The organism is Bradyrhizobium lupini (assembly GCF_040939785.1).
GTDB classification, from domain to species: Bacteria; Pseudomonadota; Alphaproteobacteria; order Rhizobiales; family Xanthobacteraceae; genus Bradyrhizobium; species Bradyrhizobium canariense_D.
On record NZ_CP162553.1, the window covers coordinates 2637331 to 2658843 of the forward strand.

At 61.8% G+C, this 21513-nt stretch carries 17 protein-coding genes and 3 pseudogenes; 8 read left to right on the forward strand and 12 right to left on the reverse strand.

Translation table 11 applies throughout. The features are described 5' to 3' along the window. Positions 1-132 precede the first annotated feature (132 nt). Positions 133-228, forward strand: a pseudogene (locus AB3L03_RS12620) (DUF736 domain-containing protein); the annotation flags it as partial. 65 nt (positions 229-293) lie between these two features. On the opposite strand, the gene AB3L03_RS12625 reads toward AB3L03_RS12620, so the two are convergent. The 9 genes and pseudogenes from AB3L03_RS12625 to AB3L03_RS12665 form a co-directional block, all read right to left on the reverse strand. Next, the gene (locus tag AB3L03_RS12625; RefSeq protein WP_368509045.1) at positions 294-776 is read right to left on the reverse strand and encodes a hypothetical protein; all 483 of its coding nucleotides are present in this window, start codon (positions 774-776) and stop codon (positions 294-296) included. 139 nt (positions 777-915) lie between these two features. Next, positions 916-1838 (reverse strand): annotated as a pseudogene (locus AB3L03_RS12630) (DUF2493 domain-containing protein). 329 nt (positions 1839-2167) lie between these two features. Continuing rightward, the gene (locus AB3L03_RS12635) at positions 2168-3229 is read right to left on the reverse strand and encodes a toprim domain-containing protein (RefSeq protein WP_368508706.1); all 1062 of its coding nucleotides are present in this window, start codon (positions 3227-3229) and stop codon (positions 2168-2170) included. Continuing rightward, complete coding sequence (locus tag AB3L03_RS12640) at positions 3229-7551, reverse strand: strawberry notch-like NTP hydrolase domain-containing protein (RefSeq protein WP_368508707.1); 4323 nt, start codon at positions 7549-7551, stop codon at positions 3229-3231. Before AB3L03_RS12640 ends, AB3L03_RS12635 begins: the two co-directional genes overlap by 1 nt. A 183-nt stretch (positions 7552-7734) precedes the next feature. Beyond that, positions 7735-9845: pseudogene (locus tag AB3L03_RS12645) on the reverse strand (ParB/RepB/Spo0J family partition protein). 107 nt (positions 9846-9952) lie between these two features. Then, positions 9953-10909, reverse strand: a complete 957-nt coding sequence (locus tag AB3L03_RS12650; RefSeq protein ID WP_368508708.1) for an ArdC family protein — start codon at positions 10907-10909, stop codon at positions 9953-9955. Positions 10910-11476: 567 nt separating this feature from the next. Then, positions 11477-11986: a hypothetical protein gene (locus AB3L03_RS12655; RefSeq protein WP_368508709.1), complete on the reverse strand. Its 510-nt coding sequence runs from the start codon at positions 11984-11986 to the stop codon at positions 11477-11479. Beyond that, complete coding sequence (locus AB3L03_RS12660) at positions 11983-13308, reverse strand: radical SAM protein (RefSeq protein ID WP_368508710.1); 1326 nt, start codon at positions 13306-13308, stop codon at positions 11983-11985. Before AB3L03_RS12660 ends, AB3L03_RS12655 begins: the two co-directional genes overlap by 4 nt. Before the next feature lie 73 nt (positions 13309-13381). Next, positions 13382-14005 carry a dTMP kinase gene (locus AB3L03_RS12665; protein ID WP_368508711.1) on the reverse strand — a complete coding sequence of 208 codons (624 nt, stop codon included), beginning with the start codon at positions 14003-14005 and terminating at the stop codon, positions 13382-13384. A gap of 293 nt (positions 14006-14298) precedes the next feature. On the opposite strand from AB3L03_RS12665, the gene AB3L03_RS12670 reads away from it, so the two are divergent. The 7 genes from AB3L03_RS12670 to AB3L03_RS12700 all read left to right on the forward strand — a co-directional run bounded on the left by AB3L03_RS12670 (position 14299) and on the right by AB3L03_RS12700 (position 19280). Then, positions 14299-15423, forward strand: a complete 1125-nt coding sequence (locus tag AB3L03_RS12670; RefSeq protein ID WP_368508712.1) for a radical SAM protein — start codon at positions 14299-14301, stop codon at positions 15421-15423. Further along, positions 15414-15713, forward strand: a complete 300-nt coding sequence (locus AB3L03_RS12675; RefSeq protein WP_368508713.1) for an exonuclease domain-containing protein — start codon at positions 15414-15416, stop codon at positions 15711-15713. Before AB3L03_RS12670 ends, AB3L03_RS12675 begins: the two co-directional genes overlap by 10 nt. 8 nt (positions 15714-15721) lie before the next feature. Further along, positions 15722-16003 carry a hypothetical protein gene (locus tag AB3L03_RS12680; RefSeq protein ID WP_368508714.1) on the forward strand — a complete coding sequence of 94 codons (282 nt, stop codon included), beginning with the start codon at positions 15722-15724 and terminating at the stop codon, positions 16001-16003. Beyond that, the gene (locus AB3L03_RS12685; RefSeq protein ID WP_368508715.1) at positions 16000-16590 is read left to right on the forward strand and encodes an AAA family ATPase; all 591 of its coding nucleotides are present in this window, start codon (positions 16000-16002) and stop codon (positions 16588-16590) included. Before AB3L03_RS12680 ends, AB3L03_RS12685 begins: the two co-directional genes overlap by 4 nt. 48 nt (positions 16591-16638) lie before the next feature. Next, complete coding sequence (locus AB3L03_RS12690) at positions 16639-17520, forward strand: aldo/keto reductase (protein WP_368508716.1); 882 nt, start codon at positions 16639-16641, stop codon at positions 17518-17520. Between the two features lie 243 nt (positions 17521-17763). Next, on the forward strand, positions 17764-18255 hold the full coding sequence (locus AB3L03_RS12695; RefSeq protein ID WP_368508717.1) for a DUF2235 domain-containing protein: 492 nt from the start codon (positions 17764-17766) through the stop codon (positions 18253-18255). 119 nt (positions 18256-18374) lie between these two features. Continuing rightward, positions 18375-19280: a DUF2235 domain-containing protein gene (locus AB3L03_RS12700; protein WP_368508718.1), complete on the forward strand. Its 906-nt coding sequence runs from the start codon at positions 18375-18377 to the stop codon at positions 19278-19280. Positions 19281-19291: 11 nt separating this feature from the next. Here AB3L03_RS12700 and AB3L03_RS12705 read toward each other — a convergent pair whose 3' ends face one another. The 3 genes from AB3L03_RS12705 to AB3L03_RS12715 all read right to left on the reverse strand — a co-directional run bounded on the left by AB3L03_RS12705 (position 19292) and on the right by AB3L03_RS12715 (position 21192). Further along, positions 19292-19654, reverse strand: coding sequence for a hypothetical protein (locus AB3L03_RS12705; RefSeq protein ID WP_368508719.1), 363 nt, complete (start codon positions 19652-19654; stop codon positions 19292-19294). A 448-nt stretch (positions 19655-20102) separates the two neighbouring features. After that, positions 20103-20750 carry a hypothetical protein gene (locus AB3L03_RS12710; protein WP_368508720.1) on the reverse strand — a complete coding sequence of 216 codons (648 nt, stop codon included), beginning with the start codon at positions 20748-20750 and terminating at the stop codon, positions 20103-20105. Continuing rightward, positions 20728-21192, reverse strand: coding sequence for a hypothetical protein (locus tag AB3L03_RS12715; RefSeq protein WP_368508721.1), 465 nt, complete (start codon positions 21190-21192; stop codon positions 20728-20730). The genes AB3L03_RS12710 and AB3L03_RS12715 overlap by 23 nt, the downstream gene beginning before the upstream one ends. Positions 21193-21513: the final 321 nt, after the last annotated feature.

The window sequence follows — 21513 nt, forward strand, 5'->3', positions numbered from 1 at the left end:
AACCGCAATCTTGAGGAGAAGACTTGGCGAAACTCGATTCTGCTGGACAAGGGGTTGGTACGTTCGGCGCAGAAGGAGAAACAATTTGCCGCAAAGGGCAGTATCGTCCCGGATGGCATGATCGAGCGTGGCGCGCCGCTCCACCGCAGCTATGTGGGCCAGACAGAAATTGGTATGGCTTGCTTAAAGCGCTCCCAGGAGAAGCGCGGCTACCTCTCGCTCAAGCTCGGCGTATCCCCTGTTCAACGTGCCGCCCTGTGCGACCTTGCTCGACCGACGATGGCAACGAAGCGTCATCGCTCATGCGTGGTGGCTGTGAGAACTGATCGAGATATATTCTCCACCACCCGGCCCGACTCCAACGGGCGGGTCTCCGCAAACACGGTCAAGCGCGTCCATGCCGTGCCGCCGATGCAAACCGCACCTCCGCAAGCGAAGGCCTCGCGCCAGGCCAGCGAAGGCACTCCGATCTGCGACAAGGCAAACACCACATGATAGCCAGCGATTGCCGTAGGGACCGCGAATGCGGCTGCGATCGCGACGCGCAAGGTCAAGGACCGACTGACGGCGACGGCGACCTGACCAGCGGCAAGCGTCAGCGCGCCAGAAGCAATTCCGATAAGCAGTGCGCCGAAGACGCCCGCGCCATGACGAAATGCCAACATCCCGACACTCAGTGCGACGAAAAATGGCAAAGCGTACACCGCGAGCGCAAAGATGGCCCAGCAAAACAAACCGATACCGAGTGTGTTGAGAACAAGCCCAATGGCGAGCATGGCGGTGGCCTCCATGTGCATGGATTTATCAATCGCGCCTTCCACCACCACCACGGCGCAGTTCTGGATGTAAAAACGAAACTGGGCGGAGTTGCGGCGTGCAACTCCGCTTTGACGCCGTGAGGCGGGAAGGCGGCGCTCATGCGCCGCCGAACTTCCAGACGGGAATGCCGAGCCGCTTCGCCTTGTCGGCGAGATTGTCCTGAATTCCCGTGCCCGGGAAATGCATGACGCCGATCGGCAGCAGTTCGAGGATGGCGTCGTTGCGCTTGAAGGGGGCTGCCTTGGCATGTTTCGTCCAGTCAGGCTTGAAGGCGATCTGAGGTACCTTGCGATTGGTCGCCCATTTCGCAGCGATCAGTTCAGCGCCTTTCGGGGAGCCGCCATGGAGGAGCACCATGTCGGGATGCTTGGCATGGACCTTGTCGAGCCGATCCCAGATCAGGTGATGATCGTTGAAATCGAGCCCGCCAGTGAGTGCGATCTTCGGCCCCGGCGGCAACATGACCTCAGTCTCGGCGCGGCGTTTTGCTGCGATGAAGTCGCGGAGTCGATCATTGCCGCGGTGAGCGTTCGGTGATTGACCAATGATCCCGACCGAGGACGCCAGGCCGAGCCGGTGTGGATCTCAAATCGCTCGATGGCCTGGTCGCGGAATAGCTCCAGGCAATTGCGGCGCTCGATCAGCGAGATGCCTTCGGCCGTCAGGCGCTCGAGTTCGACCGATCGCACTTCCGAGCCGTTCTGCTCGCGTTGGCTCTTACGCTGCGCTTGTTCGTTGTCATCGAGCAGTCGTTCGATGCGATCGAGGGCACGATGGAACAGGTTGACGGTCGACCAGAGCAGATTGTCAAGGTCCGGCTCAAGCCGCGTGTCGTTCAGGGTCGCAACCAGGGCGTCAAAGATATCGGCAACAGCGCCGGCGATCATCTTGCCCTCGGGCAGCGGCCGTGTATCGGGCTGGTCGTCGAAGGGACGATAGCCGAACAGCTGTAATTCGGTGAGGACGTGGTCGGTTGGAGAAGAGGCATGCGGCGGTTCGATGTCGTCATGGTCGGTCATGGGAAGAGATCCTGTGCTGGATCGGCCGCGACCATCGCGGCCTTCGTGGCGATCCTCTGACGGCGTGCGGACCGGGCCAGAACCCGATAGGGCCGAAGCGGCAGCGGAGGATGGCGGAGGCCGACTATTTTGCTTCGCGATGCAAAGCGCGCGGCCAACCGCATGATGTGTCTTCACATGCCTGGCGCGCGGCGGAAAATAGCGGGACGCAGCCATTGCCGGCCCGGGCCGCTTGCCGTCCGATCGCCCTCTAGAAGGCCGAGGTCGCGTCCTCTTCCGGTATTGGCCTCACCTATGACCAGCCTATCAACGTCGATTCAAGACGGGAGCTATTCCGCGGCCACCGTGGACGAATGCAGGAAGCGAGCGACGTCCTCTGGCACGAGCTGAAACCGCAAGGCTGCTCGGAGGGCATCGAGCCCGAAGATGTGCAGATCTTCGTTGAAGTCGCCCAACCGAGGCGACAGCGCGATCGCTTCAATGCCGGCGTCTGTCGCGCGCTGGGTAAGGATCGCCTGCACGGCATCTCCGGCGGCATCGGCGTCGCGGGCGATGTAGAGCCGGCGCAGGCTAGACGGCAGCGACATGGCTGCGAGGTGATGAGCCGAAAGCGCGGCCGCCATCGGCATCGTCGGTAGCACGTAGCGCAGCGACAGCATGGTCTCGATACCCTCCCCCGCAGCGAGCACATCACCCACCACACCGAACCGAACGGCGTTGCCGAGCAGGTCGCCCATCGCGCGTCGTGGCGTGTCGATCGGAGCCTTGCCGAGCCGCACGCGATCAAAGCCGTCCGGGTCAACCCAGGTGCGATGTACGCCAGTGATCCGCCCATCAGGGTCCGTGACGCAGGCAATCATCGCCGGCCAGGTCTCGGTCGGCAGATGGTCGTCCGACCGATAGTAGCAGCGTGGGTGGAAGCGCAGACTGCCACCATGGTGGATGCGGTCTATTCCGCGACGCTGCAAGCACCTCTCGGCTACCGTCCCTTCAATCGGTCTGGACATCGCAAAGAGCCGACGAGCCGCCTCTTGTGATCCGGTCGGCGCAGGCGAACGAACGGGTTTCGCGGTCAGTTGCTGCTCAGAACGAGGAAGCTTGAGAAAGCGCCTCGCCTCCTCGGCTACCTCACGAAAGTCTCGCAAGGCCAAGCTCTCGCGGATGATGTCAAGGAGATCACCATGCTCGCCGGTCGCAGCATCGGTCCACTTGCCGGCGGGGCCCTTCGGTGAGTCCTGAAGCCGCACGAACAACGAGCGGCCCGGGGTGTTATGGACGTCGCCGACCAACCAGTACCGCCCCGCCCGCTTACCATTGGAGAGATAGTATCGGCACACCGCCTCGACCTCGCGCGCGAGGCGGCATGCCAGCTCAGAGGCACCGCGGGACATCACGCGGCCTCCCGCTCAGCGATGCGCGCGACCGGATAGGTGTCGAGCACCTGCGACAGGATCTCGACGCCGCTCGCGTCCGTGGGCACGAACATGCGCAGCTTCCAGGAGATGATCTCTCCAAAGAGGCCGTAGGCCCGCAAACGGTCGCGCATCATGTCGTTGAACCCAGACAGTTCGATGCGGTGTGTGCCCATCACCCGGACGCGGCGGAGCTGGAGTCCTTCCGCAAGCTCGAGGACGGTCCGTCCCTCCACGAGTGCGGCAAAGGCAGCGTCCGGCGTCAACGCCGGCACGTCAGCCGCAAGGGCGTTCGCGACCCAGGTCGCCGAGACCTTGCGGCCGATGATCCGCTCGCCCGCGTCGGTTTGAAGCCGATAGACGCGGGTCGATTCGTTCGGCAGCCGCTTCCAGATCGGGAGCAGCAAGCCCGCCACGACATGGATCGTGCTGTCCGTGTACTCGGGCACGTCGGCAAGCTCGGCGAGCCAGGCCGCGGCGAAGCGTTCACGATCTGCCTCGACCCAATGGCTCTCTGCCATGATGTTCAAGGGAACGTTGTGCTGCTCCATCGGCCGGATCAGGCGGACGCGCCGCTCGATCTCGCCGTCGTCGAGCATGGTGCTCGGCGCCGCGACCTGCACGGCGGCTCGTGCCGAGCGCTCATTGACCAGCAGGACGGAATTGCGATCGGAAAGAGGACCAAGAGCATCATCGAGGCTCACGGGATGATTACGCTGGCGCTGGGTGATCGTGAGCAGCCGGGTTTCGGCGCCAGTACCGGGATGGACATAAATCGTCCGCCGGTCGGTAAGGACAAAGCTCTCGGCGCGGAGCGTTTCCAACCCGACGTCATAGGTGCCTGAGGCAACCGCGCCCTCGATGCGAGCGGTCAAGAGCTGCTCGAAGACGGTGAACAGGATGTTCTGAAGCTCGATCGTGAGCGCCAGCAACCGGTTCAGGAACGTCGTGATCGGCGGCAGGTCATCCCTGAGACCGTTGGCGTCCGTCAGCTTCAGGCCGGTCGCATCCTCGAAGCTTTCGATCGAGCAGCCCTCGACCTTGCCGCGCGCCAGTAGCGTGTAGAGTTGGCACAGCGCATCGCGGCCGTACTGGCTTTCCAGATTGTCCTCGGGCCGGAACAGGCCCTGCCCTCCGGTCTGGCGCTGGCCGCGGGTGATGGCGCCCAACGTGTCGAGCCGGCGCGCAATGGTGCTGAGAAAGCGCTTTTCGGCCTTGACGTCGGTTGCAATGGGACGACACAGCGGCGGCTGCGCCTGGTTGGTCCGGTTGGTGCGGCCGAGCCCCTGGATCGCGGCGTCCGCCTTCCAGCCAGGCTCGAGCAAATAGTGGACCCGCAAGCGGCGATTCCGCGCCGACAGCTCGGCATGGTAGCTTCTCCCAGTGCCGCCCGCGTCGGAGAACACGAGGATCCGCTTGACGTCATCCATAAAGGCCGACGTCTCGGCGAGGTTGGCCGAAGCGGCTCGGTTTTCGACGATCAGCCGGTCGCCCTTGCGAACGATGCGGCGCGAGCGGCCGGTCACTTCGGCGACCATATCGGTACCGAAACGCTGGACGACCTGGTCCAGCGCGCCAGGCACCGGCGGCAGCGAGGCAAGCTTCTCGATGAGGCGGTCGCGGCGGGCTACCGCCTCGCGGCTCTCGACCGGCTGCCCATCGCGATAAACAGGCCGGGAGCAGAGATTGCCCTCCGAGTCCGTGAAGGGCTCGTAGAGCTGGACCGGAAAGGAATGGGCGAGATAGTCGAGGACATATTCGCGCGGGGTGATGTCGACCTGGACGTCGCCCCAGTCCTCGGTGGGGATCTCGGCGAGACGGCGCTCCATCAGCGCTTCGCCCGTCGAGACGATCTGGATGACGGCGGCATGGCCAGCGTCGAGATCATGCTCGATCGAGCGGATCAACGACGGCGTTTTCATTGAGGTCAGGAGGTGGCCAAAGAAGCGCTGCTTGGCGCTCTCAAAAGCGGATCGCGCGGCCGATTTAGCCTGGCCGTTCAGCGTGCCGGTCTCGCCGGTGATGTTGGCGGCCCGCAGTGCCGCATCGAGGTTGTTATGGATGACGCTAAACGCGCCGGCGTAGGCGTCGTAGATCCGAACCTGCTCGGGCGTAAGCTGGTGCTCGACGAGCTCGTACGCGACGCCCTCGTAGGATAGAGACCTCGCCGCGTAGAGACCGAGCGCCTTGAGGTCGCGCGCAAGCACCTCCATGGCCGCGACGCCGCCCTCCTCGATTGCCTGGACGAACTCGGCCCGGGTCGCGAACGGGAAATCGGCGCCGCCCCACAATCCCAGCCGCTGAGCGTAAGCCAGATTGTGCACGGTCGTGGCACCCGTCGCCGAGACATAGACGACACGGGCATTCGGCAAGGCGTGCTGGAGCCTCAGGCCCGCACGCCCCTGCTGAGACGCAGCCTGGTCGCCGCGCTCGCCCTTCTGGCCTGCCGCGTTCTGCATGGCGTGGCTCTCGTCGAAGACGATTACTCCGTCGAAGTCGGAGCCCAACCATTCAACGATCTGCCGCACGCGCGAAAGCTTCTCGCCGCGCTCATCGGTGCGCAGCGTAGCGTAGGTGGTGAATAGGACGCCTTCCTCAAGCCGGATCGGTGTGCCCTGGCGGAAACGTGACAGCGGCGTCACGAGCAGCCGCTCCATGCCGAGCGCGGACCAGTCGCGCTGAGCGTCTTCGATCAGCTTGTCGGACTTGCTCATCCAGACGGCACGGCGCCGACCCTTGAGCCAATTGTCGACAAGAATGCCGGCGACCTGCCGCCCCTTGCCCGCGCCGGTGCCGTCGCCCAAGAACCAGCCGCGGCGAAAACGCACGGCATTTTCTGCATCGTCGCGTGCAGCCGCCACACCGTCAAAGGTCGCATCCACCGTCCAGGAGCGCGCAAAAAACTCGGAATGCGCCTCGCCGGCATAGATGACGCTCTCAAGCTGGGCGTCGGACAGGATGCCGTCCGCCACGACATTGGCCGGCAGATGTGGCCGGTAAGACGGCTTCGGCGGCGCGACCGAGGCCATCGCGGCGGACTGCACGAGTTTGGTCGGATGCGCATGCGCGTGCGGAATACGGATCGTCTGTAGCGCGTATTCCTCATAAAGCGCGTCGGTGAGCCGGGCGCATTCCGGAGGTGTCCACTCGACCGTCTCGTAGGTGAGTTCGATGCCCTCTGGAGCCCTCTCTCCCGACGTGGACGATCGGCGTGGTGCAAAGGCACCGATCGGCCGCGGCGTCGCGGGGCGCCTGTCGACGTCAACCGCGACGGGGGTCGCAAGCGGCAGCCGCGGGGGCACGTGCTGGCTCACCCAGTCGAGCAACGTGGCGACGTCGCCAGCCATGCCCTGCGCGGCCAGAAGGACTTTCGGATTTGCGGCAGGCTGCTTGTCGATCACCAGCAGTCGTGTGTCGGTCTGCGTTCCGTGTTTCGCGTAGACTGCGCCATCGATGGCGGCAGAAAATACCACCCGCCCGCTCTCCTGGAGGCGAACGAAGGCATCTCGCCACGCCGGATTGTCCGGCGCAAGGCTCGCGCCGGTGATGGCGACCAGACGGCCACCGTCGCGAAGACGCGCCAAGGACGAGGCGATGTGCCGGAATGCCGCGTCCGTCATCCATCGATCGACGTTCGCCAATGCCGAGAACGGCGGGTTCATCAGGATGACGCTCGGTACGACACGCGCATCGAGGTGATCATCGATCTGGGCGGCGTCGAACCGGGTGACCTTAACGTCGGGAAACAGTTGGTCGAGCAACGCCGCGCGGGTCTCGGCCAGCTCGTTCAGTACCAAGGCGCCGCCGGCGAACTCGGCAAAGATGGCGAGCAAGCCAGTCCCCGCGGAAGGCTCCAAAACCCGGTCGGACGACGTGATGCCGGCCGCGGTGGATGCGGCAAGCCCCAGCGGGATCGGCGTCGAGAATTGTTGAAGAGCTTGGCTATCCTCGGAGCGCCGCGTGTGGGTCGGCAGACAGCGCGCGATTCTCGCGAGCATCGGCAGCATCGCGGCCGTCGAGCCGGCCTTGACACGGATAGCCGGACCGAATTTGCGAAGGAACAGAACGGTGGCCACCTCGCAGACATCATAGCCGGTCTTCCAGTTCCAGGCGCCGGTGGCGTCGGAAGCGCCGAAGGCAGCTTCCATGGCGCTACGTAGGACAGCGGCATCGATACGATGGCCGCGCTCGAGATCGGTCGAGAGCTGTCGGGCGGCCCTGATGGCGGCGGAGGTGAGACTTGCAGCGGCACGCATCGAGAGCGGCGCGGCGGCAGCGCCGCCGGCGAGAGATTCGGTCATGGCAGGGTTCTTTCGGAGAGCAGGAATGGGTCGAACCATCAGGCGCTCTCCTTAAGACCCGACGGCTCAAACCCTTCCCGGCCCGGCTCTCCCTCTCAGCCCTCGCCCATAAGAATGGGGACCGGCGCGACACACCGGTCCCCAAGCAATTGCCGGACGGCCGGAGCCGTCCCTTCTACGATGTCACTCAGCCGCGTCGAGCTGTTGCGGATCATCGTCGGCCGCGTTGTCCCAATCCTCGTTATCGACGAGGAATTCGGGGAGCGGGCCCGCTTCACTCTCCTGCTCCCCTGACGCCGCATTGGGATCGACGAGACGCAGCGGCTCCGGCAACCAGCCCGAACCATCGAGAAGACGCTCAGCCTCCTTGGCCATGTCGGCCTTCTTCAGGTGGTCGATCAATTGTGCGGAGGATTCGCCTTTTGCTTCCCGCACTGCCTCCAGAATGCGAGGCTTGGTGACGCGGCCGAGATAGTTGTCGACGGAGGGTTTCCACCCCGCTTGAACCATGTCGAGGCCGACGGCACCTGCCAGCATATCGGCCTGGTCGAGCCGGGTGCGAACGCCCTGGACGGAGACGCGGCCCTGATGGTAGCGGTTGGCCGGCTCATAGACGGCGTTGACCGCAAATGACGCGCAGTGGGCGAACAGGGATGCCTGTGCGGTACCGTCAAGATCTGTGAGGGCATTCCAAAGATCATTCTCGCCGTCCGGCAACCATGCCTTCCAGGATTCATGCCGCGCCTCGACGGCCTTCGCGGACGCGCTTTCCCTCAAGCCAGGAGCTTGAGCCGGAAAGGTCGGCGTGCGAAGTCGGATCTCAAGGCAGCTTCCGGACGATGCGAACCGGTAAAAGGCCGTCAGCACGAAGTTGTGCAGCACCGCCTGGAACGCAATCGCAGGATTTTCTGCCAGCGCATTCCGCAACGCCAGCGTGCGATGCGCTGTCAGCTCCGTGATCAGCCGATCCGGCAGAGGTTTCGTCCCATCCTCATCATCTTCTTCCGTATCAGTAGCGCCGCCGGCCACCGCGATGACCGCGCGCTGGACGCCAGCCGCCCTCCCCTCGATCGACTGTGTATCGGCGCCTTGCCCGACATCGGGCTCGGCTGCTGGCAAGTCGTCTCCCGGCCGGACGTAACCCCGATCGACCGAGAGGCGCCCTTCGGAATCGATGCTGACGAAGACGCCAGCGCCGGCAATCTCGGCCGGATCGTAGATCATCGGCCGGTCTTCAAACGCCAACAGTGCCGCCTCGATTTCGCCGAGACGCTGATCGACCTCATCGGGCAATTCGTCGGCATCCTGATAGTCGGACTCAAGCTTGGCTTGCTCCGCGTTGAGTGCGTCGATGGTGGCCAGTTCCTCTGGGGAGAGATCCACAGGTTTGCCCTCGATTTCGCGCAGGGCCCTAGCGTGATCGAAGGGGAACTCAACGGCGGCCGAAATCCACTTCCACCCCTCCGCAGCGATCGTCTCGGCCTCGGCCTTGAGCTTTTCTGTCACGAGACGATCAAGCAAAGCAACGTCCTGCAGCCAGCCGCCATCATCGTGCCCGAACAGATCCCGCAAAACGCCGCCGCCAGCCTGCTCGTAAGCATCCAGCCCAATGAACTGGACGCGGCGATCGGACGCGCGCACGGTATTTTCCGTCAGCATTCGCCGGATCTGATAGGGCTCATCATAGCCGGATCGGCTGACGTTCTCCCAGACCTGCTCCTGCCTGGCGTGGTCGGCTGTTACAGAGAAGGCCATGAGTTGCTCGAGAGTCATGCCGTCTTCGGCATAGACGTCGTGGAGCTTTGGCGACACCGACGCCAATCGCAACCGTTGCTTCACGACCGCCGGGGTTACGAGGTGCCGAGCAGCGATATCCTCCTCGGACATGCCGGCGCCACTCAAGGTCCGGAAGGCTCGAAACTGATCGAGCGGATGAAGCCCTACCCGCTCGTCATTCTCTGCAAGAGAATCATCTTCAGCGATGCCCCCTCGCGCACGACACAAGGAACGGCCTGGGCCTTTGCCATCCGCTTCTGCTTGACGAGAAGCTCCAGCGCCCGATAACGCCTGCCGCCGGCCGGCACCTCGAACATGCCGGTCTCATTGCCTTCGGCGTCCACCACCGCCCGCAGGTTGAGACTCTGCAGGAGCGTACGCTTCGCGATGCTTTCGGCGAGTTGCTCGATGGAAATGCCCGCCTTCACGTGCCGGACGTTGGACTGGCTCAGCACCAGCTTGTTGAACGGAATATCACATGAGGGGGACAGCGTGATCTTTTGGACAGCCTTCGTCATATCGATTCTCCACGACGGGCAGCCGGGAGCCCTCTCTCGGCCTCCAACCCGTCGCGAAAAGCGCCGCTGCCCTCTCACTCTGGTGCTCGCGGCGACGGAGGAGAACCTCACGCCGCTTCCTGATCCGCTCTCTCCGTGGTGATGTCGACAACCACTTCCGGCAGGAAGCCAAGGAGATAGTCCGCAACCTTGCTGGCCTGCGAAGCAGCTCGCACGATCGCACGATTATCCTCTCGCAGGACCTCCAACCAGGAGCCAATATAATCGGCGTGCCGCACCGTGGGCACGATACCAAGCGACGCGCAACCGAACGCAGAGGCGATTTCAGCAACCAACTCCTCAAAGGCATACTTCTTGGTACCAAAGCTGCCCGACAAGTCGCGGTTGAGGCGTGACGGATGGCCGCTGGCATGCGCCAATTCATGCAGGGCCGTCCGGTGCCAATTGATCGGTTCGAAATAGGCTTGCGGTGGGGGCACCTGCACATAATCGTCCGCCGGCACATAAAAGGCGCGATTGCCGCCAATGCGGAAGTCGATTCCGGTCGCCTTGATCAAGTCTTCAACCTGCGGCTCGATCAGCCCTGGCGGCGGAGGCGGCGCCGTTGTCGCGATCTCCGGAGGAAGCCTGTCGCATTGATCACAGTTGAAGACCCTGAAGCGCTTGAGGAACGGAATGGCCTGCGCGTCCTCACCGCTCTCGCTCGCGCGGCGCTTTTGCTCGGCCGGCACAAAGCGGTCGGCATAGACGACGGTCGTGCCGCGCTCGCCCTTGCGGACGTGACCACCGAGCGACAGCGCCTGGCGGAATGTAAGCCAGCTCTGCCCTGTAAATCCGTGTTCTGTCGCCGCTCCCCATAGAATTAAAATGTTTATGCCGCTGTATTGGCGGCCGGACGCCGCACTCTTCGGCAGCGCCAGCGGCGCCTTCGCCGCCGCGGTGCCCCAAGGCTGCACCCACGGCACGCGGCCGGCCTCCAGCTCGGCGATGATCTTGTTGGTGATGTCGTCATAAAGGCTTGCCCGGTCCTCACCGGTGCGCGCCCGAGGATGATGTCTGGACATCGCGGATCTCCGCGACGGGCGCCGCGAGCCTCTCTCGCAGCCTGTAACCCGTCACGGCAAAACCGCGCGACACTCTGACTCTCCCCTCTACCTGAGAGAATGCGAAATCTGCGACGCAGCCCGCCTTCCATCAGACGTTCATGTGAATTGCATTGAGCTACCTAGGGCCGAAGGCCCGACCAGGCGTGCGCCAGGGCGCATCGCCTCGCGGGAAAATGGCACCCGGAGAGCGTGAGCATAGCGACCCGAAGGGGCACGCGGGTCCGAGTGCAGCGACGAGACCGGTTCAATAGCGGCACCCGGGAACGGGGCAGTGATAGCGATCGCCGCAGGCGAGCCCCTTTTTCCGAGTGCCCCCGGCGAGGAGCTCCGCATCCCCTGCGCGAGGGATCGACGCCGCACGGCCGAGACGCAACGCGGCTCGGTTCACGAGAGCCCGGTTCGGCGAAAGCCGCACGCGCGCAAACGGAAGAACTCCACAAAGAATTGAATCGAGGACCTAGATTTCTTCGGGCGTTTGTCTGCTTAGGGCGCCGATCGGCATTCGGACCCCACGCCGAACAACACTCAGGCGCCGGCCAGCGCGGCGGCTCTCGGAGTAATCGCCGCATCAACGGCCGAATGGAAGCATTCCCGCAACCTTCGGATATAGTCCGTTCGCTCGTGAACGGGCCGGCGCATCATGAAGGATGGATGCTCCAGCCGGATCAGCGTCGGTCCTGAGCGACAGCCGGCTTCGAAACGCGCGCTCTGGACCGTCTGGAGCGCCTGTCCGACGATTGCGCTCAGTCCGATCACCACGTCAGAACTGCCCAGGCGCCACAGGGCATGTCCCTCGAGTTCCGCCACGAGTTCGCCGCAACTTGGGTAACGCTCACGGCCTTTCTTGTCGAAAAGAGCACGGGGAATGACGTTGTCGAAGCGCAGAATGACCTCGCCCGACGCCGCCGTCGCGTCAATCGCGTTTCGCAGAAACTTGCCCGAGCGAGAATTCGGCGAGAACGCGGGAAAGGGCTTGGACGTCGCCGGATCGAACTTCCGACATGGTCCCAAGAACAAAATCGTCGTCCGCTTCATCGCAATCGCTGCTCCCGCATGATCATCGCCAAATTGCGGCGAATGACATCGACCGGCACTTCGCCAAACTGCAAACCCGTCGAAAAGTTGAACTCATCCCGATCCGGTGGAAAGTCCGCGTCATCCATCCGGTCCGAGTAGTCCAACATGGCCGCCGGCAAGCGACCAGCATCAACCAGCCGCTGCCAGTCCGGTGTCCCCGGATAAGGCCGGTACTCGAAGACGCTGCAACGGAAACGCCCCGGCATCCCCTCCGTCAGGTCCCATAGGCGCCTGACCAGGCCCAAGGTCGCCTGATGTTCGCCGCGCGTCTCAGTAGGCAGTCCAAGGATGAAATAACCTTTAACATCGATCCCCACCCGGCAAAGTCTCGTCACTGCCCGCACGGTCTGGGCCACCGTGATCTTCTTGTCCACGTACCTCAGGACGCGATCGCTTCCACTCTCGATCCCGAGGGCAACTTCGCGGCAGCCTGCAGTCACCATGAGATCGAACAGTTCGTCTCGCGCTCCCGCCAGTACGTTGATCCGTCCCGTTGCGTCCCACCTCATGTCCAGACGAGCGTCGACAAAAGCCTTGAGCGTCGTGCGCATGAGGCGCTGGTTCGCCAAGAACAGGTCATCGACGAACCTGACCCGCTGCACGCCGAGCCGCGCCTTGAGATTGAGGATCTCCTCCATGATGCGCTCTGGCTTTCGCATCCGGACGGTCACGTCGGGATTGCTGCTTACGGCTGCACCGCAAAACGAACAATCAAAGGGGCATCCGCGCGAGGCGACCATCGCGGATTCAAGAACTCCGCCGTCCCAGTAAGGATCCTGGTCCAGATGGCTTCTGTCCAGCAACGGCATGGCATCGACGTCGGGCGCCAGCAGAAAAGGGTTCTTGCTGCGCACGACGGGCATCATCGGCTTTCCGCCATCGCGCCAAAAGACGCTTGGCAGCTCCACCCGGGTATTCACGTCCGTAAGTAGAATGGGAACCCGCGTCTCGGCTTCGCCAAGCACAAGTGCGTCAATTCGAGGAATACGCGAGTCCTCGAGTATGGCCCGCGGCATCGCTTTGGCCTGGTGGCCACCCAACATCACCGATATCGAAGGATCAAGCAGTTGCAGAAGGTGAACGCTATGTGCGTAGGTCGGCGCCAGCAGGTTCAGGCCGACCCAGCGTGGGCGCGCTTCGTTGAGCATGGCGGCAACCTCGGAAAGGCCAAGGCCCCGTGCTTCGGCATCCAGCACCCGAACCGAAAAGCCGTTCTGGTTGGCACAGGTCGCAATATAAGCGAGCCCGAGGGTCGGTAGCGTGAAGTCGTTTCGCCGCACCGACTGGTCATAATCCTTCAGGGGGAGTTCACGAGGACGAGGTCGAGGTCGCTCTCGATCGCCCCTCCGCCCGTCATGACGCGCCGCTCCTCTGGAGAATCGGCGCTATCTCGGCGGCAAGCTGTGCCGCCAAAGTCACTTCGTCACCCGATGCATCCATCACTCGCACGTCGTGACCGTTCGCAGTCAGTAATGCCGTAGCCTGATCGTAGAGTCCGACCTCCTCGTCAACCCCGAGCCGATCCTTGAACCAGTCCGGCTTGCGCGCTCGGCAGCCGCGCCGCGCAAGCAGTGGCGCCGCATCAACGCGCAAGACGAAGGTCACTGATGCCGCGAGCAAAGGGCGATTTGTTGCGTACAGGTACTCCAATGGCAGGCCGGCGAAACGCTGATAAACAAGTGTCGAGACGACGAAGCGATCGCAAAGCTGCGGCCGGTGCGCGCCTTCTCTCAGCTCGGCGCGGGCCGCGGCCGTCGCCAGCGCCAGGGTCAGAGGCCTGTCAGGCGCGCTGGCAAGCTCCCGGATGACCGTGCTCCAACGGCCGCTATCGTTGTTGCTGCACTGCTCAAATCGGATCCCGTCTCGGATCAGACGGTCCGAGATCAGGTGAAGCAGCGTGGACTTCCCGATTCCGCTCGGTCCTTCGAGGGCGACAATAGGAAACCAGCTTGCAGTGCGGGGATCGTCTGCAAACATCTTCTGAAAATCCGTTCTATTCGACGACCTTCAAAACCGTCATCGCGGCCCAGCCTAAAATACGCAATCCCTAGATGAACCCGCCGTATAATGGCTCCTATCGCGCGATTCGAACACCACGACTTTCCGCCTATTGGCGTCTTTTGCGTTTATGATTTGATGCCCGCGCACACGTGATCACGCTAGCCGTCTGACAGGCGCCGCCGGCGAAATTCTTCGCTGAGCTGCATTGCGGACGGAACAACCTGCCATATATAGTCAAATACCATTCGTTTGTAGATAGAATCCCGCCATTGCCTGACAAAACCGTGCCAAGCCTTCGAATTGCCCCTTCCGATCTGCCGGCGTCACTCAAGAACGTGGTCGAGTATCGAAAATCCGGCCTCAGCCTGAACCACGTCGTAGGCTGCCCGCTGGACTGCGGCTACTGCGTCCGTCATCTGTTCCAGAACTTCGAGATGAAGCAGCCTCATTTGGTGGTGAGCGACCATGAGGCAGTCGATCTTCTGGTCGGCCATTGGGCGTTCCGGCCCGACACCACGCCCATTCAGATTTTCAATCGAGCGACCGACCCGTTCTTGCCGGGGGTCAAAGATCATCTGTTCGCGACCCTCGAGCTATTGGACGAAAGACACTTCACCAATCCCGTGCTGGTCATCAGCAGATGGAAGATCGAGCCATCGGACGTCCATCGCTTCGACCGCTTGAAGCATTTGCGACTGACGATTCTCGTCACCTGGTCGGGCATTGACGATGATCGAATTGAGCCCGTGGACAGCGTTCACGCTGAAAACTCGCTGCGAGTCTTGCACGAGCACGCAAGGAGGACGAAGTCGATTTTGTATTGGCGACCACTGATCGCGGGGCTCAACGACAGCGATCAGCACATCGGCCGCGCACTGGCACTTTCTTCGCTCGCCGGTGCCACCGTCTTCACCGGGCTGTTCCATCGCGCTGAGATTCGCGAGCATCTTCGGCTTTCAGGCGTACCCGATGTCTATCCCGAGATCGCCCGTCGGAAGATCCTGCCGGCGGAGACGGAGAAACGCATCATCGATGCATTCGCGGGTCGGCCGCTCTTTCGAAAGACGTCCTGCGGGATCGCCTACGTCCTTCATCGCGCCGATTACAACGGGCACTATGGCATTCGAGAGATGTGCGATATCTGTCCAGCTGAACAGGTCGCGCGATGCGCTCTGGTCCATCAAAAGCCGAAGGTCTCTCAGGTGACGGAACTCGCGGCGATCGCCAAGCTGGAGACGGACCATATCTCGATCGATCATCGTCGAATTGAATTGAGCAACAGCTCTGAACAGCAGCGCTATTTCATTCAACACACGCTAAACTACCAGGTCCACGATCGGGACCACCCTCACCGATTTGGACGGCATGGACGAGCGGAGCTGGGATGGGAGTAGACACTGACCAATTCTGGGTCGTGGACGTTGAAGGCAGCGGCGGAAGCCCGCCCGAAATCGTCGAGTTGGCCATGCTGGAGGTCAAGGATCTCGCATTGACCGACAACAAGCGCCACTGGTTCATTCGGCCCGACCGCGGGATCCAGCCAAGCGCAACGCGGATACATGGTCTGACAGACGATGACGTCGCAGACGCCCCCTCGATCGAGGATATCGCCGACGACGTCCTGATGTGGATCGGAGCCCCCCTATCGTCGGCCACAACGTCAAGATCGAAGTCGAGATTCTAAAGCGCTCAATGCCTGATTGGACGCCGCGAGCCGCGTTCGACACTCTGACGCTTGCAAAAGCGCTCAAGCCGGAACTGCCGTCTTACGGTCTGGCCAATCTGGGCGCCGAATTTGGGCTCGCTGACAAGGCTGCACAGCTCACCGGACAGCGCCATCATTCGGCACTCTACGATGCGACCCTCACGGCCCTGATCCTTATCCATTTGCTCACGCCTCTGCCCAGTAGCGAGCGCGACAGGGCGCTGAGGGATGCAAATATCCTCGGCCCTCGACAAGGATCGCTGCTGTGAGCTCGCCTCCAGTCAAGATCGGCATTACCGGGACGCATTCCACCGGCAAGTCGTCGTTCTTCGAAGCTTTGGAGGCAGAGCTAAAGCAGCTCAACTTGCGGGTCTGCCGCATCGGCGATTTTGCGATCAAGGCAGAGGCTCTGGGATTCCGGATCCTCAGGGATCACACCTTCGAAAGCACACTGTGGATTATGGCCGAATGCATGCGTCTGGAGGCTGAAGCGTCACTGTCCTCCGACGTTATTCTGGTCGATCGCCCGGTGCTCGACGCCCTGGGTTATTTGCGGGCGGCGCTCGAATTGACCGGCCGAACAATCGGTGAGCGGCGCCAGGCCGCCCTGACAGCCATGGTGGCTGCGCACATGCCCGACTATGATGTATTCATCAAAACATCGCTCGATCCGAGAATTGAACTCGGTGCAGGGCGAGACAAGGACTCTGACTTTCGTAAAGCTGCCGCGCGCTGGATCGAGCAGCTCGCTTACGTCCTTGCGCCGGTGCCTTTGACGTTGACGTCGTCAAATCAGGCCGAAATCCTCCGGACGGTTATCGACCGTGTCGCGACCCGTTTGTCCGCGTCCAAATAGCTCATGAGAAGCAATCCGTCTTCCTTGCGTCGCATCGGCCTTGGATGCATGCCGCTGAGCGGCATCTATGGACCTATCGCTCGCGACGAGGCCATCAAGATCATCCACGGTGCACTGGACCTTGGCATCACGCATTTCGACACGGCGGAGCTGTATGGGCCCTACCTGAACGAAGAATTGCTCGCCGACGCACTGGGTGCACACCGAACACGCGTGGAAATAGCTTCCAAGTTCGGCTATCGCTTGCGTGATGGCAAAATTGTCGGATTGGACAGCAGCCCCGGTTCAATCCGCCTGGCAGTGGATGGTTCGCTCCGGCGTTTGCGACGCGATCATTTGGACGTACTGTACCAACACCGCCCGGATCCAGCCGTGCCAATTGAGGAGGTTGTTGGCACGATGTCGGACCTTGTCCGCCAAGGGAAAGTGTCGAGCCTTGGTTTGTCTGCAACGGACACCCACACCCTTCGTCGCGCCTCAGCCGTCCACCCGATCTCCTTCGTTCAAAACGAGTTCTCGCTGATCCAGCGCGCTGCCGAAACGACGCTTCTGCCCGACTTGCTGGGGACGTCGACCGAGTTTGTCTGTTACTCGCCGCTGGGCCGCGGAATGCTTGCCCGCCCTCTTCTGCCCAACGCCCAACGAGCGCCGTCTGACTATCGCAGCAAGGACGCACGCTATCAGGCCGAACGCCTCGCTGAATTGGTCGACCGGTTGGCGCCACTCTGGCGCATCTCGGCGGCCCGGTCGGTCTCACCTGCGGCGATTGCGCTGGCCTGGCTGCTGGCCAAGACCCCCATCATTCATATCGTTCCGAGCGCAACGAGCGTGGAGCAATTGAAAGCCAATGTTCGTGCTGCGGATCTTGTCCTTTCAGGAATGGAAATCAGCGACCTCGATCTGATCGGCGAGATGTCGGCACGGCAATAGGCAACCCGGCAACTGGGCGCGGCTCCGTTGAACTCCATCTCAAGGACTTTCGCAGCGCGTGATTGGTGCCATGGCCTGGTGGGCGCGCCGGTCGCTGCGTCCGCACTGCGCTCGGCGCGTTCGGCTCTGCCCCAGCTCAACGAGTTGTCACCTATGCGGCGGCATGACCGGCACCGAGGTCATTTTGGCAGCCACAATCTGTGATATATTTGATGAATTATCCCACTCGGGGGATGGGGTGAAATGCCGAAGAATATTGTGATCTTCTCCGATGGCACCGGCCAGGCCGGCGGCATCAATTTCGATGAGGCTCGAACCAACGTCTATAAACTCTATCGAGCTTGTCGGGTCGGTCCTGATACCACGGTTGAGCCGTCGGCACAGGTGGCCTTCTACGATCCAGGCCTCGGATCGGCTTCCGACGGCGGCCATTTCAAAATTGGCTGGATGCGGTGGCTCTACAACCTGGCCAGCATGGCAACGGGCCTCGGGATCACCCGCAATATCGTCGATTGCTACGCGGCGATCATCTCGCTCTACGAAGAGGGCGATCGCATCTATCTGATCGGCTTCAGCCGCGGCGCCTATACGGTTCGGTCCGTCGCTGGTGTGATGACCCACTGCGGCATCCCGCAACACCTGTCCGATGGTTCTCCCCTCAAACGCGACCCCAAAAGTATCAAGAAACTAGCCGAGCACGCAGTCAAGGATGTCTACCAATTCTGCCCCTCCTAAGCCGCAAGGACACCAGGGGTCACCGACTATTCCTGCTCGAAACGCGGGATGCCACCGCAGCGAAATTCCGGCAGGAGCACGGCAGTTCACAGATCGTTGGTCAGGTCGAACAGGCTAACGTGTTTCCGTATTTCATCGGCGTATTCGATACCGTCGCGGCTCTCGGGCACAAATATCTCGGCTCTGCGCTCGTGGCGCTTGGCATCGCGATCCTGGTCGGACTGCATTGGGGCGGCAGCGCGCTTGAGCCCTACTTTCCGTGGGCTGGATGGGCAGCGCGCATCCTGAGCTACCTCGGCATCGCAGCCGCATTGATCGTCTTGCTGAAGAATTATCTCAAGGTCGCGCCGCCATTGCCGGGCTACAGTCTGGACAAGCGGCTCTTGACCCTGCACCTGGCGCCTCCCAAGCACAAATTCTATGACACCACATTGAACCGCAATGTCGGCTACGCCAAACATGCGATTTCGATCGACGAGAACCGCGCCGATTTCAAACGGGTTCCCTGGTCGCCAACTGCCGAGAAGCAGGACCAGCGCGATGCTCAAGGTAATCTCTATTTCGAGCAAGTTTGGTTTCCGGGCGTACACGCCGACATTGGTGGTGGCTATCTGGAGAACGAAGCGCGCCTGTCGGACGTGGCGCTGAAATGGATTGTGGCCGGGGCTTCGCTTATTCCGGATGGTTTAAAGCATGATGGCAGTGTCTTACGACTGTCTCCGGACCCGGCCGGACCGCAACACAACGAGCAAGCGGGCAGCTTCTTGAAGGCCGGTGTGCGACATCTTCCCGTCGATCCGGAGACCGGCGAGTCCGCCTCACCAATGCACAAATCCGTCTACAAGCGGTTCGAAACAGACCACGTCCTGCTTTACGATCGGACGGCACCATATCGGCCGGACAATATGCGCGTTCACATCGATTTCCGGACTTATTTCGACCAGGGCACACCTCCAGCGCCAAAGTGCGTTGCAGACGATCTCGAGACGAAATGGGAGAAAGCCGACCATGTGGGCCGGTTATAGAGCTTGAGCCTTCACGTCCCTGTCGCCGGATAAGCCCCATCGACGCACGCACGGGTGCCCCCGTCCCGCTTGACCACCGCTCCTCCACTCGCTTCCCAGCGAACATTGGCCGCGACCGCGTCGGGAGCAATCGATATCGCACGAAACTCCGTGAACGGGAGTTGCGGATAAGGGGCGGTGGGCCCTGTGCCATAATATTCCAACGTTAGGACGCAATCGACCATCGGCGGCAGATTCTCCGCAGTCAGTTGCGTGGCGGGATAGCCGTCAAATTCGGCCGTGCAACTGAACAGGCCATTGGTCTGGGTTTCAAGCGTCATGCGACCGACCACTACTGTGCCAGGAGCGACCTCTTCCCAATGCGTCGTGAACATCAGGTCGTCTGGACCTCCTACCCACAAGCTTGCAAGTCCCCAGGCGCTCGTGCAGCCACGGGCCGGAGAGCGCCCCCATTGAAGCACGGGCTGGACGATATGGTGACCCGTCGCATCCTGCAGCCGGTTGAACAGGTAGATGGTCTGCCCATTCGCGGCCGCGGGCGGTACTGGGACCGTCCATTCGGCGACGAACGAGACAACGGGACTTTGAGTTTAGTTTGTCCAACTGGACCAGGATTGCCAACCTCCTCGGGCAGCTGCCTCGCCGACCTCTGGTTCGTGGTCGATCGAGCTCCAGGCGTCGGTCCCAAGCGCCTCAATCTGCCAACCACGATTGGTTGGCTGTACGCGCATTCCGCCGGCGACCTGCCGAATCTGCGAGCCCCTGCGTGGCACCAACGAAGTGAACAAGATGTCGTTCATTGGTCGATCTCGATCACTACAGTCACCTCAGCGGACGAACCCCCGATAACTGGGTTGTCAGCTGATTGATATTGACCTGTTCGATGAGCCGATCCGCCTTGGCCCGACCGGACGCTCGGAACGGCGTTCCGGCCTTGTCGCCGCGTGCAAATGCGAATGTCAATTTGTCCGTGTTGACCTCCGAGAACGATCCGAGATTGCTTCCGGGACCGGTAAAACTGGTGAGCGTCCAGGTTGGACCACCATTTACGCTCTTCGTAACGACAAAATTGACATAGCCGCCAAAGACGCCTCCGTCATCGGAAAGCTTCTTGTCCCACGCAACACTCTGCCCGGTAAGGGCAAGCTCGACTGTTTTCCTGAGTCCCAGTTCGCCCGCGAGATTGGTGTCCGTGGGCCAGCATTCCGCCAGATTGCCCCCGAGCTTCCTCACCTCCGCGGCCTGCTTCTGCAGAGCCCGGGTTGAGTAGTAGTACTTTTGCGTGAAGTTTTGCTCGCGCGATTGACTAAGCGTCCCGCCCAAGCCGAACGCAAAGGGCGCGTTGGTGTAAGTCAAAGAGGGGCTAAGTCCCCCTGTATCGTTGACTGTCAGGTTCAGCTGGACGGCAACGTCCATGTCGTCGCCGAGCAAGATGTCAGATACCGCCTCACCCCGCTCGATCAACTGCACCAGTTCGCAGCTCACGCGCCGCGACATCGAATGGATGGTCGGTCCGTAATGATCCGCCGGTATATCGAAATTGGGGACGACCGACGCACATCCGGACAGGATAACCGATGAAAGCGAGATCCAGAGCGAGACTCTGCAACGACGCACAGCCTTGCTCATTTCGAGCCATCCGACACGCTTTTGCAGAAGCCGACGTGTGCGGGCTGGCGTTCACGTCGGGCCTGAGCTGGCCCATCGCCTCGCATGTCGATGTTCTTCTCGTCTTGCACTCGATGACGGTGGGCCCGGCCTTGACCAGGCAGTCGCACCATGGATCATCAGCTGCAATCGTGGCTTCGGTTTCGATCTTTTCGAAAGCCGCATCAATCTCGGCGGATGTCGGCGGGGTCCGGCCGAAGTAATACATCATGAAATAAAAGCGGCGTTGAATGCCCTGCCACATCGTGCCCCCCAAAAGAAAATGAACTTTGCCCAAAGCCGAAAAATGCCTGCATCCTTGGCGAGAAACAATATCCTGACGCTCGTCACAGTCGATTAATCTCACGAGAGCCCGGCGGTGTCCACGCCGTGTGCAATGCATGGATAAGCTGGCAAGTCACGATGCCATCCGCTCGCTGCGCGCAGCTTTTTCCGGGCGTCAGCGTCCCCGGTGAGGACGTCGGAGGGGTTGGGTTCGCCTCTGTCTTCCGGCGCCGCTCCCCTGGTCGTGCCAAGCTGGCGGGTTGTCGCGCCGGATTTTTCGTGATCTCGCTTTTCGCAGCAG

Bases quoted from the DNA above. Each gene is read 5' to 3' on its own strand.
- AB3L03_RS12680 (WP_368508714.1), top strand. From the start codon at position 15,722: ATGCCTGATTGGACGCCGCGAGCCGCGTTCGACACTCTGACGCTTGCA.
- AB3L03_RS12635 (WP_368508706.1), bottom strand. From the start codon at position 3,229: ATGTCCCGCGGTGCCTCTGAGCTGGCATGCCGCCTCGCGCGCGAGGTC.
- AB3L03_RS12690 (WP_368508716.1), top strand. From the start codon at position 16,639: ATGCCGCTGAGCGGCATCTATGGACCTATCGCTCGCGACGAGGCCATC.
- AB3L03_RS12675 (WP_368508713.1), top strand. From the start codon at position 15,414: ATGGGAGTAGACACTGACCAATTCTGGGTCGTGGACGTTGAAGGCAGC.
- AB3L03_RS12705 (WP_368508719.1), bottom strand. From the start codon at position 19,654: ATGTTCACGACGCATTGGGAAGAGGTCGCTCCTGGCACAGTAGTGGTC.
- AB3L03_RS12650 (WP_368508708.1), bottom strand. From the start codon at position 10,909: ATGTCCAGACATCATCCTCGGGCGCGCACCGGTGAGGACCGGGCAAGC.
- AB3L03_RS12665 (WP_368508711.1), bottom strand. From the start codon at position 14,005: ATGTTTGCAGACGATCCCCGCACTGCAAGCTGGTTTCCTATTGTCGCC.
- AB3L03_RS12695 (WP_368508717.1), top strand. From the start codon at position 17,764: ATGCCGAAGAATATTGTGATCTTCTCCGATGGCACCGGCCAGGCCGGC.
- AB3L03_RS12625 (WP_368509045.1), bottom strand. From the start codon at position 776: ATGCTCGCCATTGGGCTTGTTCTCAACACACTCGGTATCGGTTTGTTT.
- AB3L03_RS12640 (WP_368508707.1), bottom strand. From the start codon at position 7,551: ATGACCGAATCTCTCGCCGGCGGCGCTGCCGCCGCGCCGCTCTCGATG.
- AB3L03_RS12715 (WP_368508721.1), bottom strand. From the start codon at position 21,192: ATGTGGCAGGGCATTCAACGCCGCTTTTATTTCATGATGTATTACTTC.
- AB3L03_RS12655 (WP_368508709.1), bottom strand. From the start codon at position 11,986: ATGAAGCGGACGACGATTTTGTTCTTGGGACCATGTCGGAAGTTCGAT.